This window comes from Bacillus sp. FSL W7-1034, assembly GCF_038593365.1.
GTDB lineage: Bacteria > Bacillota > Bacilli > Bacillales > Bacillaceae > Bacillus > Bacillus altitudinis.
On sequence record NZ_CP151989.1, the window covers coordinates 3,705,068 to 3,720,140 of the forward strand.

Here is a 15,073-nt window from a genome sequence, read left to right on the forward strand (position 1 = left end):
ATCTTAGTCCTGCTCTGGGTTTCTTAAATAGTAGCCGACGCCTCGTCTTGTTACGATCCAGCTCGGGTGGCTAGGGTTGTCTTCAATTTTTTCACGAAGACGGCGGACTGTCACGTCTACTGTACGGACATCTCCGAAGTAGTCGTAGCCCCAAACCGTTTGCAGTAAGTGCTCACGTGTCATGACTTGTCCAATATGTTTCGCTAAGTAATGAAGCAATTCGAACTCACGATGCGTTAGCTCAATCGTTTCGTCACGCTTAGACACGACATACGCATCTGGGTAGATCACAAGTGAACCAATCTCGATATCATTTGATTCAGATTCTTCCTCTGATTGCGGAGCAGCCGTCTGTCTTCTTAAATTTGCTTTTACACGTGCAAGCAGCTCGCGTGTACTGAATGGCTTTGTGACATAATCGTCCGCGCCAAGCTCAAGACCAATGACCTTATCGATTTCAGAGTCTTTTGCTGTCAGCATGATAATCGGCATATCATATTTCTTTCTCACTTCACGGCATACTTCAACGCCATCTTTGTTCGGCAGCATAATGTCGAGCAAAATAATGTCTGGCTTAATTTCTTCTACCATTTCAAGGGCTTCATTTCCATCATACGCACAATGAACCTCGTAGCCCTCTTTTCTTAAGTTAAATTCCAATATATCCGCAATCGGCTTTTCATCATCTACGACAAGAATCTTTTTTTCCATTGTGATTTCCTCCTGCATTTTTAGCATCTATGTCATTCCATTTTGCATGTCTCATTACGCCTTTTTCATTTACGAAAAAAAGGCTCACTGTCTATTATAACGTTTTACGAGGCAAAGATAAAAATAATAACGGCTTTCTTTGCTAGTAAACGTTGGATAGAAGAACTTCACCCAAAAGATTTGATGACTTTTTCCTTTTTTATTGAAACTTTTCCAATCACCAAACGTCTATATACATGTAACGTCTTCTTCTTATGGAGCCGGGCCCTACCTAGGTCCGGCTTCTCCCTTTTTATGCCTTCTTTTCATAATAAAAACGCACCTGCGATTGCAGATGCGTTTGGAAGTGGCTCGGGACGGAATCGAACCGCCGACACACGGATTTTCAGTCCGTTGCTCTACCAACTGAGCTACCGAGCCATCATCAAAAGATGAATATGTATAAATGGCGGTCCGGACGGGACTCGAACCCGCGACCTCCTGCGTGACAGGCAGGCATTCTAACCAACTGAACTACCGGACCTCAGTAACTTGCCCGAAAAAGCAATCGTGGTGCTCCTTCAAGCAAGTGAGGAAAAATTAGCTTAACGCTAAAGTAAATCAATGACCCGTACGGGATTCGAACCCGTGTTACCGCCGTGAAAGGGCGGTGTCTTAACCGCTTGACCAACGGGCCAAAACATGGTGAGCCATGAAGGACTCGAACCTTCGACCCTCTGATTAAAAGTCAGATGCTCTACCAACTGAGCTAATGGCTCTCGGTTTGTGAAAAGTGAATCTGAAGAAGCTGTATTGCGTCAAACCAATCGCTTTAAAAGCTGGAAAATCGCATCTTAACAAGTTTCAGAGACCTTTGCAACAACGAGATTTATAATATCATAGAGTAATTACATATGGCAATACGTTTTTCGACATTTTTTTAAAAAAAGTGTCGGATTTGATATCTTCTGTTACATCGCCTAAATCCGAAAGCGCCTTCATTTAATTAGTGGCTACTGCCCAATCCAGCACACAGAAACGTTTGATTCCGACCAATATTGGTTATACAAGAAACAAACAGCATGGTGATTGAAAAAGGAGGAAGCATAGGATGAGTTCATTTAAATTAGGAGATAAAATGCCCGATTTTTCACTGCCAACAGTGCAGGGCGATCACATTGAGTTTTACAAACATTTAGAGGAGCATCAAAGCTGGCACCTTATCGTTTTCTTTAGAGGATCATGGTGCCCAGTATGTGTCGAAGAATTAAAAGAGCTGGAAAAACAGCAATCCTATTTTCAAGACAAGGATATTCACTTAATGACAATCTCAACGGATAATCCTGAAGACTTGAAAGAATTTGCAGACAAAGAGGGACTTTCTTTCCCCATCATGTCTGACCAAGACCTCACATCATTGAAAGCCTATGAAGTCTTCTATCACGGGGAAGATGCCCCATACGAAGACCACGGGGTGCACGGAGAACCTGCCTATTTCTTATTAAACGAAAAAGGCCAAGTCCTCTATCAGCAAAGACAAACAAGTCCATTTGGTAGACCGCATGCCAACGAACTGCGCAAAATCATTCAATACATTCGTAAAAATTTAAAAGGCCAATATAAAAGCCTAAAATAAAAAAGAAGCTCTCATCGGAGAGCTTCTTTTTTATGAATGTTTTTTATTGTATAGCCAATCTGCGGTGAAAAACACAAGAAGACCTGTCATTAAAATCACAAAAGTAACAGGTGTACTCTCACCTTGAAAAAAAGCGTAAGACCCATGTCCTCCTAATGCTAGAAGATAAAAAACAAACGCCAATCCTGCTGCTTTTTGTGCATTGGCTTGTTCTCTTTTCGTCGTTTTTTTGAAAATCATTGTATCTATTCCCCTTTAAGATGCTTTCTTCATTGTCACACGGCGAAGTGCCCGTGATCGGATATACTCCATTGGCCCAATTCGCCAGACGTGTAAGCAAAGAGCTGAAATGGCGATTTGCAGCAGGGAGATCAACAACCATGACAAGACGATAAGGGGGGCGTTGATTTGACCGCCAAGACCCAATCCCCAGCTGTAAAAAAGGATAGAGCAGATGACATTTTGCAGGATATAGCAGCTAAGCGCCATTTTCCCTACATATTCAAACCAAGTCCACATGAACCATGACTCCGTGCGTGCTAGAAGCTTCGCCACGACAGCAATATAGAAAATAGAGAGGAATGGCGAAAACACATAGCGCACCACAAATTCTACTATGTCATTTGGTACGAAGACGAGCGCATTCAGCGGCAGTCCAATCCACAAACCCATTCGGAACAATATTTTCCGCAGAGATTGCCCACGCTCATTTGCATAAAATACACCAGCTCTCATCATCCGCACACCTAATAAAAACAAAAAGGTATTCATTGGGATAATAAAGATCGCTTCTTCTCGATACATCAAAAAGTGCTGTAATCGGTCTTGAACTTGAGATATCCATGTCTCCGGTAGTTGTTCTTCGTACGCTGGTTCACTGCTCTCGTCATAGGATTCATTTTCCAATTCAGAGAAAGAAAATACAACGAGAAAAGCCGTCACCAACAAATGAATGACACCCGAGACAATCATGCCTTTTTTGATGCGCCGACTTCCTCCACGGACAATAAACGCCACAAGCAAACCCGTGATGGCGTAACTCATGAGCACATCATATTCCATCACTAGCGCAAAATGGACAAAGCCTTCAATCAATAAGAATAAAAGAATCCATAAATATGTACCCGGCCAAGTCCTATTTTTTCTTTTCGCCTGCTGGTATTTCAGCTCTAGCCCTACGCCAAACATGATTGTGAGCAGCGATAGCATTTTGCCATAAACGAACATAGAGACAAGACTTTCAAGAAAACTACCATTTTCATATTCATCCGCAATCTGATCTGTCGCAAAGGTATCCCCTGCGTATGCAAAAAACCAGACATTTGTACCCAATGTACCTAATATCGCAAAACCTCGTAAAATATCTAATAATCGTATTCTTTCTTTCACTAGAACGCTCCTTCCCTTTTATACAGTTATCATATTTTGGTAATGACAGGAAGAGCGTTCCGTAGAAATTAAGGAATATTTAAACAAAAAAAGACACCAGTAAAATGTGTGATTTTACTGGTGTCTGATCAGTCTATAATGATGGACGGTACACGCTGCGGACAACGTTCGTTTGGGAACGGTCTGGTCCGACTGAGAAAATAGAAAGTGGAATACCTGTTAATTGTGAAATGCGCTCTAAGTAATGACGGGCATTTGCAGGCAGTTCACTTAAATTCTTCACGCCTGTAATATCCTCTGTCCATCCTGGCATTTCTTCGTAGACAGGTTCACATTTCGCTAATTCATTTAGACTTGCTGGGAATTCTTCAGTGATTTCTCCGTTCAATTTATAAGCAACACAGATTTTCAATTTCTCAATCCCTGTCAGTACATCGATGGAGTTAAGAGATAAATCTGTAATTCCGCTCACACGGCGCGCATGACGGACAACAACACTGTCAAACCAGCCAACACGGCGCGGGCGGCCAGTTGTCGTACCGTATTCACGGCCAACTTCACGGATTTGATCGCCAATTTCATCATGGAGTTCTGTCGGGAATGGGCCATCACCTACACGAGTTGTGTAAGCTTTTGATACGCCGACCACATGTTGAATTTTCGTAGGACCTACACCAGAACCAATCGTCACGCCTCCAGCCACTGGGTTAGATGACGTCACGAACGGATATGTCCCTTGATCGATATCAAGCATAACGCCTTGTGCCCCTTCAAAAAGAACACGGCGGCCTTCATCTAGAGCATCGTTCAATACAACAGATGTGTCCACGACATATTTTTTCACTTGCTGACCATATTCATAATACTCATCTAAAATATCTTCAATTTTGAAGCCTTCTGTGTCGTACATTTTCTCTAAAAGACGATTTTTCTCTTCTAGATTACGGGCAAGCTTCTCTTCAAATACTTCACGATCTAATAAATCTGCGATACGGATTCCGACGCGGGCAGCTTTGTCCATATAAGCTGGTCCGATTCCTTTTTTCGTCGTACCGATCTTGTTAGCCCCTTTCCGCTCTTCTTCTACCTCGTCCAATTTTAAGTGATAAGGCAGAATGACATGGGCTCTATTGCTGATTCTGAGGTTATCTGTACTCACATTCCGTTCGTGAAGATACGCAAGCTCAGTGACCAACGCTTTAGGATCAACCACCATTCCATTACCGATGACACAAGTTTTCTCTTTGTAAAAAATACCGGACGGAATGAGGTGTAGCTTGTAAGTCACTCCATCAAATTTGATTGTGTGACCTGCATTGTTTCCCCCTTGATAACGGGCAATCACCTCTGCATTTTCTGAAAGGAAATCGGTAATTTTCCCTTTCCCTTCGTCACCCCACTGCGTACCTACTACGACTACTGAAGACATATCGTGCACCTCCGTTAACCTTTCAAAACGTTATCTCTTTCAAACACATTTATTTTATCAATGCACAATGAAAAAGTCAACGTGAAATCCGAACATTAATATCTCGAAATCAAATTTTGTTCGTTTTACATGCGAGGAAAAGCGCTTTAATTGCTCATTCTACGCTTAAACAAGAAGATTTCGAGCAAAATTACTGTTTTTCTCATTTCCGTTTGTTCAGTGATTTTCAATCAATTGAATCATCGAACTTGCCATAAAGTCGGGTGAATATGGTCTGCCTTTTCTCAGCCACCACTCAGCTGTTCCAACATAAGCAGAAATGACAAATTGCTTCTGCATCTCGAGAGGAACGTGTTGTGGATCAGGTGGTGAACCTGTGACTTCTTCTAGCCCCAAAGTAAAGCTTTCTTCAAAAAAAGCACTGGCTGTCTGATGAATATTAAGCTCTCTTCCCCTTTTCAAGAGAATCTGATACTCCTCTTCATGTTCCTGCAAATGCTGATAAAAGCGGTAAATATACACATATGCTGCATGATCGCTCTTCCACTCATTTTCATGTACAGGAGCAAAAATAGAGGTTTTCATGACATCAAACATCTCATCCATGGCCTGCTGAGCTAAGTCAAACTTATCCTCATAATGCTGATAGAAGGTGGTCCGATGGATTCCTGCCTTGTTCGTCAAATCTTGTACAGAAATCTTCCCCCATTCCTTCTCCTTTAATAACTGAAATAATGCTTTTCTTAATTGTTGCTTTGATTCAGTTGCGCGCTTATCCCCTCTGTAGCAGTCCGCCACAAGCCGCTCTCCCCTTCCCATTTTCTTCAACAGATTTCGCTTTTCTGTTGGTTGAATCCTTTCTCCTGATGAATTACCTTTAAATCTAACACAGCGAAAAAAAGGAATCATCTGACAACCCATAAGGAGTGATGATCATGGAAACAACAACACCTAGTGCCGTTCAAAAAGCGTTATTAAGAGGGAAAAACAAGCAGGACCCGTATCACCCATTTGATTGGTACGCCAAAATGCGTCAAGAATCCCCTGTTCATTTTGATGAACACAGCCAAACATGGAGTGTCTTCACCTATGAAGAAGCAAAGCGCGTCACCATCGATAAAGATACCTTTTCTAGTCAACCTCCTCAAGACCACCGGAAACATTCACTGATGAAAACAATGGTCATGATGGACCCGCCAAAACATACACGAATCCGCTCCATTGTGAGCAAAGCCTTTACACCCCGGGTGATGAAATTGTGGGAACCACGCATTCAAGAGTTAATGGATGATCTCATTGCACAAATAGAAGGTAAGGAAGAGATTGATCTTGTTCAAGACATCTCCTATCCGCTTCCTGTGATTGTCATTGCAGAGCTTTTAGGTGTGCCAACAGAACATAAACAATCCTTTAAAGAATGGTCCGATATTCTCGTCAGCATGCCTAAAAGTGAAGAAGAAAGAGATGTCGTTGAATGGCAGAAAACACGGGATCAAGGCGAAGCGGACATGATGGCGTTTTTTGCTGACATCATTGAAGAGAAGCGGCAGAACCTTAGTGATGATTTGATTTCGCTTTTAATTCAAGCGGAGGAAAATGGAGACAAGCTGTCCGCAGACGAATTAATTCCTTTCTGCAATCTGCTCCTGTTAGCAGGCAACGAAACGACCACCAACCTGATCTCCAATATGATCTTTACTTTGTTAGAAAATCCGGGGTCGTATGAAGCGCTCGCTCAATCACCTGACCTCATTCCTCGTGCTGTGGAGGAGGCTGTCCGTTTTCGTGCCCCTGCGCCTACCATCGTCCGGTATGTCACAGAAGACACCGAACTTGGAGGGAAAGTCTTGAAAAAGGGAGACAGTGTGATTGTCTTTCTTGCTTCTGCGAACCGGGATGAGCGTCAATTTCCAAACGCACATGAGTACGATATACACCGGCACCCTAATCCTCATATTGGCTTCGGCCACGGCATTCATTTCTGCCTAGGCGCACCACTTGCTCGCCTGGAAGCCTGCACTGCCATCAAAGCCATACAGTCACGATATGAATCACTAGAGCTTCTCTCTTACGTCCCAATGACAAGCAGCGGTATGTATGGACTAAAAGCACTGAAGCTCCGTGTCACGCCTCGTTGCTAACAAAAAGGACTCCCACGAGATGGGAGTCTTTCTTAATCAGGTGTAATTCCTTCTGTATTCATGAGCACCACTCGATATCCATCTGGATCTTCAATCGTCACGCCTCCTCGATCCCAGTACGGGTTTGTAGAGGTGACTTGCCGTCCGCCAAATGCGATCAGTCTCTTTTTCATCTGCTGAAATTCTTCTTCAGCCGGAATATAGAATACAAGCAGTTGCTCTGGGTGGGGAACAGGCAAGCTTTCGTCTTCTTCATGTTTGGTGATTTCCAGATGAACATGCTGGTGAGGAAGCCCAAGCATGACCCCATCATACCCTTCATGCTGATCAAATGAGCCTATTCGTTTCAGCCCTAAACCTTCTTCATAAAAAGAAACAACCTCTTTCATGTTGACGGTCGGACGTGCGATGCGTAATTGAGCGGCTTCGAATTGTTGAAACTTCATCAGTCATCACTCCTTTTCTCTCCCTTTAGTATACGCTCTCTTTTTCTCCCACTCCTCCTCATTTCGACTGTTTTTCAGTCATTCTTTCGATGTAGATGGATCAAAAAAAGCCCAGCTTCTTGAGCTGGGCTTTAAGCACCGGGCGGAACACCCGCATCGTCAAATCTTCTTTCTAAGTTGACGAATTTGTTATATTCTTTCACGAACGCCAGTGATACCGTTCCAACTGGACCGTTACGCTGTTTCGCAATAATAATTTCAATAATGTTCTTATTCTCTGATTCTTTGTCATAGTAATCATCACGATAAAGGAACGCCACAATATCGGCATCCTGCTCAATACTTCCTGATTCACGAATATCAGACATCATCGGACGCTTGTCCTGACGCTGCTCTACCCCACGAGAAAGCTGTGATAAGGCAATGACCGGCACTTCAAGTTCTCTTGCTAGTGACTTTAAAGCCCTAGAAATTTCAGATACCTCTTGCTGACGGTTATCGCTTGATCGTCCACTCCCTTGGATGAGCTGTAAGTAATCAATCAGGATCATGCCAAGCCCGTTTTCTTGCTTCAAACGGCGGCATTTCGAGCGAATTTCACTGACTCTAATGCCAGGTGTATCATCAATGAAAATCCCACTGTTTGATAGCGAACCCATCGCCATTGTCAGCTTACCCCAGTCCTCTTCTGTGAGGTTACCGGTTCTTAGGTTTTGTGCATTGATATTTCCCTCGGCACAAAGCATACGCATGACCAGCTGCTCAGCGCCCATCTCTAAACTAAAGATGGCGACACTTTCATCTGTCTTGGTTGCAACGTTTTGTGCAATATTTAACGCGAAGGCTGTTTTCCCTACGGACGGACGAGCCGCTACAATAATCAGGTCATTTCGCTGGAAGCCAGCTGTCATCCGATCAAGCTCTGAGAAACCCGTTGGAATCCCAGTGATATCACCTTTTCGATTATGAAGCTGTTCAATATTATCATATGTCTGAACAAGAACGTCTTTAATGTTTTGGAAAGCTCCTGAGTTTTTACGCTGAGCCACTTCCATAATGGTTTTTTCAGCATCACTCAATAGATCTTCTACTTCATCCTCACGCGTATATCCATCCTGTGCAATGGTTGTCGCTGTACGGATCAGACGTCTTAAAATGGATTTTTCTTCTACAATTTTTGCATAATATTCAATGTTTGCGGCAGTTGGGACAGAGTTCGCAATATCTGTTAAATACGAAATCCCGCCTACCTCTTCTAGTAAGTCTGTATTGGCAAGTTCTGATGTCACCGTGACAAGGTCAACCGGTTCCCCTCTATCACCAAGTACAAGCATCGCATTGTAAATCTTTTGATGCGACATTCTATAGAAATCCTCTGGAATTAATACCTCAGAAGCGAGCGTTAGCGCAGATGGTTCTAAAAAAACAGCACCTAATACGGCCTGCTCGGCTTCTATATTTTGCGGCGGCAGCCGGTCATCGAGAAGTTCCGTCATGCCAAGCACCGTCCTTTCATAAAAAAATACGCTACTCATCATTTTAACATTTTCACCAATAAAAAAGTGAAAAACATCAACTATAGTCAAAATTACCATGTCGATGTTTCGTTGAACAGCGAAACAACACACTTCAAATAGAAAAGACTCTGTAACATAAATTGTTATAGAGTCCTTTGTATCGCTAATGGAATTTGTAGCTGTTGTTCACACATGTGATCGATACTCCAACATGGCATGAACACGCACATGATCAAATATTGAAGGTGCGTTTTTTAATCTATCGTTTTCTTAACTCCGTAATTCACCTTTTGTCCAATGTCATATAAAGACCCGTTTTCATACCCAATAGATAGCACCAAATCGGGAATAGAATCATACCCGTTCTTCGCTAGATCAAAGAGCTGTGCACCATAATGTGATGCAGCAATACGGGCATTTTCAGCTGTGTATGGGTTTTTCAGAAGTTCTTCTTTGTAGATATCAAAAATATTCGCTCCGGTATCCGTTACAAATTGACCGTTTACAATGCTTAAATCTTTTAAATTGTAGCCTGTTACCGTTTTGATTTGATTGACAAGGTGAAACTTTGCAAGTGAATCCGGCGTGAATTGAGTCGAATCATCATTTCTACTTTTCATAATATGAAAAAATAGTTCTCTTGTATTGTTGCTTGTATTCAATATGTCTTCTATTTGTTTGACCAGCGACTCGTCAGTTGATCCACTCACCACTAATTTAAAATGATTCGGATCAATGGTAAAAGTTAAATTGGCGTTTTTAGGAATGTTCAAACCATTGGTAGAAAACAAAGCTTGCAGTTGTTCGTTTACCTTCTGACGATTTAATAGTTTCTTTTCTACACTTTCTTGGGTAGGATCGTACCGTTTTTCATTACGGAAAATAGCATCATTGAAGTCATATTGTCCACCTGTTCCAGAATTAGCCCATCCAATTTCCATTTTATAAGCAGCTTCTCTCTCCACTTTAGTTAGATCACTTCTGAAATAAGGAGAGTGTTGATTTCGATACTTATTAAATATATGCCCATGAGGATCTTTGAATCGTTTATTTTGTTCATTTATTTTTTCGTATTTTTCATCTAATATTTTCATTCGTCTATCAGATTCGGTCATCACTTCGTTTGTACTTTTAATAGCTGATTGACCTTTAGCGTCTATTTGGTTCAAATTGTTCGAAGAACTGGCTGTATATGACGTATTAATATTCATTTTGATTCTCCTTTTTTAAGAAAATAGTGATTATTAAATATATCGGCATTTCAGTTAAAATTTGTTAGTTTAATGTCTATATAGTAATCATTGCAATTAGGGTTAATATATGACAAATACTATCTTTAAACGTTTATTATTATCAGCATTATTATTGGCGCTTGTTACTAGTTTTTTTGCACCTACTTCAGCGGAAGCAGCAATTACGGGGAATAACAGCCCTAACACTGCAAGTTCAATGGGATATTGGAAAAATAGTCGTTCAGACACGACAATCTTACCTGAAGGTGAAAATGAAGCGTATTATCAGTTTACGATCAATAAAGGTGAAAGAGTTTATGTCAGAAGTTCATATAATAAGCAATATACAGGGATGAACATCGAGGTGTATAATTCGAAATATTCTAGGACAGGATCCGAAGTTATAAATCCTGATTCAGTAACGCCTTTTATTTTTGCAAATACTGGTGACGTGACTTCAACTTCAGAAACTTATTTTGTGAAAGTAACCCGTGGTACATATACCGGTAACATGTATTTTACTGTTTCCATTGAAGATCGTATTAAATCTGGAAATGGGACATTCAATTTTACAGGGACTGCTACGAACTTGGGGAATTCTTCTTTAAATTTTTTAGGAGTTGACTCTTCAGTCATTACAATGGATTTAACGAATAATTCCACAGTTCCTAAACGCGCTGTAGTTAAATCAATTACGACAACTAGCACTCAAACACCCAACCAAGGGAATGTCACACACAAACTGATGGCTAGTGATAGTAACATTTGGTATCAATCACTTTTCTCCTCTGCAACAAGTGGTTCTTATCGTATATCTCTGGATGATCAATTAAGAGTCGCTCAAAAATGGAGCTTTAAGTACAACGCAAAAGCTACGGCGAGATCTACTATGAGCAATGTCAAAGCCGATATCCGTTACGAATATGATGTCACAGATGGATTTTAAGTGAATGATGTTGACAGATATGTACACCAATTGATCAAAAAGTAAGGGCACATCCCTTACTTTTTTTATTGCCTCATTTTTGATGCTATATGTTATTTCACCACTCTACAGTGCTTGTCATGATTGCTTCGCTTCATGATATTTCGCCACTGTAAACGTATTTTTCAGCTTGAGCTGATTTTCAAGCAGATTTAGCCTCAGTTTTCCTAATGGGGGTTTCATTCTACCTACATTCCCTGCGATCTTGTCTTCCATAGAAGATTGTCTATGAATTTAAGCATGATATTGAATAAGTTGTGAATTAAGAACACTAACTTTCCCCAAAATCCACCTCTTTTTTTCTAAAAACACAAGAAGGTCTATAGACTTATTTTTCTCGAAATTATTTCAAGAAGAAAAACCTATATTTAATCATGATTCAAACAGAAGAAAATGGTAAATATTTTGAGATTGCCAAGGTTTTTTGGCATTTTTACTCTGTTTTAATGACACAATCCGGCATTCTCTATTTCCAATCATTTGGTAGTTAGTTAGTCCTTTATTTTCTGAATATTTAGATCAAATTATCGATTATACCACTTTATGAACATTTGACTTCCTAATTGATAAACATTATCATTTGATTTGCTTGCGTGATAATTGAGAATCATTTTCATTTAAATTTTTATTACTACACTCATCCACTATCCGCAAGCCTGCTTTTATCATCATATGAGGTCAATTTGAGAAAGGGGATTTTTCACATATGACCAAACGCACTGAAGGAATGGGTACTGATGATTCACTTTTTGGAGAAAGCCGTCCTTTTTTTATACCTGGGACGGAGCAACTAGATATCACAACACACCCATACAGACTTTTTATATTTAAACCGAATACCACTCCTCCCGAAACTGGTTTTCCAGTCATGTACGTGCTTGATGGGAATTCACTTTTTGGCACAATGGTCGAAGCTATACGTTTACAGTCAAGAAGACCTGAAAAAACAGGTGTCGTACCTGCTATTATTGTTGGAATTGGCTATCAGACAGAAGCGCCCTATCATCCGCTTAGGCATTATGATCTCACTCTTACCGGCCCTGACGTTTCCATTGAGGGTAAAAGAAAGGACTTCTCCATCCATACATATGGCGGCGCCTCTGCTTTCTTTTCTTTTTTAGAAAAGACGGTTAAGCCATACATTGAGCAGCGCTTTCCGATTAATCAGAGTCGTCAAACACTATTTGGCCATTCTCTTGGCGGGCTTTTTGTATTACACACACTATTTGAGCACCCTGACGCTTATCAGACATATATTGCGGGCAGTCCTTCTATCCACTGGAACAAAGAATTATTTCTAGAAAAAGAACACCAATTTACCAACCGCATCCGTCAAGTGCCTATGGATGTAAGGCTACTTGTAGGTGTAGGTGAGTTAGAAAAACATCATCCATGTCAAATGAATGCTCATGCAAAGTCTCTAGCCAATCGTATGCTGCCTTTATCCTCGTATGGCTTGCATACGACCTATCACGAATTTCCTGAAGAAGGACATACGTCTGTTTTACCGGTGCTGATGAATGACGCTTTTCGTTTTGCATTTTATCATCAAGATCCTTTAACAACTACAGACTTGAAAGAAAGGTAGTGAACACATGAAACAGAGTGGTCTGTCTCATAAAATTGCCCTTATTACAGGCGCAGGACAAGGTATTGGACAAGCAGTCGCAAAGAGACTAGCCGATGAAGGTGCGATCATTGCAGCAGTTGACACAAATGAAGATCAGCTGCAAAGCACCGTGCAGAAGTTGAATGATAAAGGCATACGTGCCTTTGCCTATCCAGGTGACATTACCGATCAAGCATCTGTTCAGCACATTGTCGATCAAATCGAAAAGCAGCTTGGCCCCATTTATTTACTGGTCAATGTAGCAGGCATTCTTCGGATTAGTTCGATTGATCAGATTAGTACAGATGATTGGCACCAAACCTTCGCAGTCAATACACATGGTCTCTTTTACATATCCCAAGCTGTCTCCAAATACATGATGAAAAGATCAGAAGGGGTCATTGTGACTGTCAGTTCTAACGCAGGTGCCATTCCTAGAATGAATATGGCTGCCTATGCTGCTTCAAAAGCAGCAGCTACTTCTTTTACAAAAACACTTGGATTAGAGCTGGCTACCTATGGCATTAGATGCAACGTCGTCTCGCCCGGCTCTACCGCAACACCTATGCAATGGGCTTTATGGTCTGATGAGCAAGGAGCAGATCAGGTGATTAAAGGTTCGTTAGAGACGTATAAAACCGGTATTCCTTTACAAAAAATCGCTGACCCTCAACAGATTGCTGATGCAGTCATCTTCTTTGCATCTGAGCAATCCAGTCATATTACGATGCAGAATCTCACAATTGATGGTGGTGCAACACTCGGAATTTAACATTTTATCAAAAAGGAGGCCTTTTCATGAAACATTCATTATTGTCGACAGAAGAAAAAGTACAGCTGATCCAAGACTATCAGCCAGGCGCATTTTTCCTTGCTTCTCCTAAACGAGCGTTACTTGCAGAGGGGATATTCCAGCATATTAAAACCAATCAACTCGATGAACTATCCACAAAGGTAGCCCATGTTTTTGAGACTGCCAAACAAGCTGGTATTCAAGCACCGATTGTTGCTGGTGCTGTTCCGTTTGATCCGGCGCAACCCGTTCGTTTAAATGTGCCAGTCCATGTACAGTTTAGTGATCCACTCGAATTTCATCAAGGTGATGAGGATTCAGAAGTGACATCACAATCCTATGAGGTGACACCTGTCCCTTCTCCTGAAGTCTACATGAATGGTGTGAACGAAGGGTTAGCTAAAATTGAAAAAGGAGAGCTTAGCAAAATCGTCATTTCTCGATCTCTCCATCTCAAATCAAATCAAGACATTCATACGAAAACAATACTCGAACGACTGGCTCGTCATAATACAACTGGTTATACGTTTGCTGCAAACGTAGCTGATCCGAAATCTTCCCAAAAGCGCACACTTCTTGGGGCAAGCCCTGAGCTGCTTCTTTCAAAAACTGGTTCATCTGTGATTTCCAATCCACTCGCTGGTTCTCGGCCACGCAGTTCAGACCCCGTAGAAGACCAGCGTCGTCACGATGAACTTCTTACATCTGAAAAGGATTTACACGAGCATGCAGTGGTTGTCGATGCTGTCACTAAAGCGCTTGCTCCTTACTGTCATACGTTAGATGTACCCGCATCACCATCCGTCATACAGACAGAAACGATGTGGCATTTATCTACTGTGGTCAAAGGTGAATTAACAGATTCCAATGTGTCCTCCATTGATTTAGCGCTTAGCCTCCATCCAACACCCGCAGTATGCGGAACACCTACAGCAGATGCACGTGAAGCCATTCAAGCGATTGAACCCTTCGATCGAGGATTTTTCACAGGAATGGTCGGTTGGGCAGATGCAAATGGTGATGGAGATTGGATTGTCACCATTCGCTGTGCAGAAGCTGAAGGTCACTCCCTTCGCCTCTTTGCTGGTGCAGGAGTGGTCAAAGGATCAAAGGCAGAAGAAGAGCTAGCCGAAACATCTGCAAAATTCAACACGATGCTTCATGCGATGGGCATCCATCAGCTATAAAAATACATAGGAGATGACA

At 41.5% G+C, this 15,073-nt stretch carries 14 protein-coding genes and 4 tRNA genes; 6 read left to right on the plus strand and 12 right to left on the minus strand.

Annotated features, from left to right (window positions below; all coding sequences use genetic code 11):
• Positions 1-3: 3 nt before the first annotated feature.
• From yycF to NST73_RS19060, 5 genes are all read right to left on the minus strand, one after another.
• Positions 4-711 (minus strand): response regulator YycF, encoded by a 708-nt coding sequence (gene yycF, locus NST73_RS19040; protein ID WP_017359978.1) that lies wholly within the window; start codon positions 709-711, stop codon positions 4-6.
• Positions 712-1,058: 347 nt separating this feature from the next.
• A tRNA-Phe gene (locus NST73_RS19045) sits at positions 1,059-1,131 on the minus strand.
• A gap of 26 nt (positions 1,132-1,157) precedes the next feature.
• Positions 1,158-1,234: transfer RNA gene (locus NST73_RS19050), tRNA-Asp, on the minus strand.
• Positions 1,235-1,315: 81 nt separating this feature from the next.
• A tRNA-Glu gene (locus NST73_RS19055) sits at positions 1,316-1,387 on the minus strand.
• Positions 1,388-1,393: 6 nt separating this feature from the next.
• A tRNA-Lys gene (locus NST73_RS19060) sits at positions 1,394-1,469 on the minus strand.
• Between the two features lie 332 nt (positions 1,470-1,801).
• Between NST73_RS19060 and NST73_RS19065 the strand changes: the two genes are divergently transcribed.
• Entirely contained in the window at positions 1,802-2,326 is a 525-nt protein-coding gene (locus NST73_RS19065) for a peroxiredoxin family protein (protein ID WP_007497396.1), read from the plus strand.
• A 30-nt stretch (positions 2,327-2,356) separates the two neighbouring features.
• Here the strand turns inward: NST73_RS19065 and NST73_RS19070 are convergent, their stop codons facing one another.
• The 4 genes from NST73_RS19070 to NST73_RS19085 all read right to left on the minus strand — a co-directional run bounded on the left by NST73_RS19070 (position 2,357) and on the right by NST73_RS19085 (position 5,942).
• Positions 2,357-2,566: a hypothetical protein gene (locus tag NST73_RS19070; RefSeq protein ID WP_342499283.1), complete on the minus strand. Its 210-nt coding sequence runs from the start codon at positions 2,564-2,566 to the stop codon at positions 2,357-2,359.
• 15 nt (positions 2,567-2,581) lie between these two features.
• Positions 2,582-3,715 carry a DUF418 domain-containing protein gene (locus NST73_RS19075; protein ID WP_342499284.1) on the minus strand — a complete coding sequence of 378 codons (1,134 nt, stop codon included), beginning with the start codon at positions 3,713-3,715 and terminating at the stop codon, positions 2,582-2,584.
• Positions 3,716-3,848: 133 nt separating this feature from the next.
• Positions 3,849-5,144, minus strand: a complete 1,296-nt coding sequence (locus NST73_RS19080) for an adenylosuccinate synthase (protein WP_007497400.1) — start codon at positions 5,142-5,144, stop codon at positions 3,849-3,851.
• A gap of 216 nt (positions 5,145-5,360) precedes the next feature.
• Positions 5,361-5,942 carry a TetR/AcrR family transcriptional regulator gene (locus NST73_RS19085; protein ID WP_342499285.1) on the minus strand — a complete coding sequence of 194 codons (582 nt, stop codon included), beginning with the start codon at positions 5,940-5,942 and terminating at the stop codon, positions 5,361-5,363.
• Between the two features lie 137 nt (positions 5,943-6,079).
• Between NST73_RS19085 and NST73_RS19090 the strand changes: the two genes are divergently transcribed.
• On the plus strand, positions 6,080-7,285 hold the full coding sequence (locus NST73_RS19090) for a cytochrome P450 (RefSeq protein ID WP_342499286.1): 1,206 nt from the start codon (positions 6,080-6,082) through the stop codon (positions 7,283-7,285).
• Between the two features lie 32 nt (positions 7,286-7,317).
• Here the strand turns inward: NST73_RS19090 and NST73_RS19095 are convergent, their stop codons facing one another.
• From NST73_RS19095 to NST73_RS19105, 3 genes are all read right to left on the minus strand, one after another.
• Positions 7,318-7,731, minus strand: coding sequence for a VOC family protein (locus tag NST73_RS19095; RefSeq protein ID WP_096882123.1), 414 nt, complete (start codon positions 7,729-7,731; stop codon positions 7,318-7,320).
• Positions 7,732-7,862: 131 nt separating this feature from the next.
• Positions 7,863-9,227 carry a replicative DNA helicase gene (gene dnaB, locus NST73_RS19100; protein ID WP_003214779.1) on the minus strand — a complete coding sequence of 455 codons (1,365 nt, stop codon included), beginning with the start codon at positions 9,225-9,227 and terminating at the stop codon, positions 7,863-7,865.
• Between the two features lie 275 nt (positions 9,228-9,502).
• On the minus strand, positions 9,503-10,459 hold the full coding sequence (locus NST73_RS19105) for a DUF4885 family protein (RefSeq protein WP_061420790.1): 957 nt from the start codon (positions 10,457-10,459) through the stop codon (positions 9,503-9,505).
• A gap of 109 nt (positions 10,460-10,568) precedes the next feature.
• Between NST73_RS19105 and NST73_RS19110 the strand changes: the two genes are divergently transcribed.
• The 4 genes from NST73_RS19110 to dhbC all read left to right on the plus strand — a co-directional run bounded on the left by NST73_RS19110 (position 10,569) and on the right by dhbC (position 15,054).
• Entirely contained in the window at positions 10,569-11,426 is an 858-nt protein-coding gene (locus NST73_RS19110; RefSeq protein WP_342499287.1) for a hypothetical protein, read from the plus strand.
• A 745-nt stretch (positions 11,427-12,171) separates the two neighbouring features.
• Positions 12,172-13,053 (plus strand): alpha/beta hydrolase-fold protein, encoded by an 882-nt coding sequence (locus tag NST73_RS19115; protein WP_041508078.1) that lies wholly within the window; start codon positions 12,172-12,174, stop codon positions 13,051-13,053.
• Positions 13,054-13,060: 7 nt separating this feature from the next.
• Complete coding sequence (locus NST73_RS19120) at positions 13,061-13,846, plus strand: 2,3-dihydro-2,3-dihydroxybenzoate dehydrogenase (RefSeq protein WP_024718455.1); 786 nt, start codon at positions 13,061-13,063, stop codon at positions 13,844-13,846.
• Positions 13,847-13,872: 26 nt separating this feature from the next.
• Entirely contained in the window at positions 13,873-15,054 is a 1,182-nt protein-coding gene (gene dhbC / locus NST73_RS19125) for an isochorismate synthase DhbC (RefSeq protein WP_342499288.1), read from the plus strand.
• The last annotated feature ends 19 nt before the right edge of the window (positions 15,055-15,073 follow it).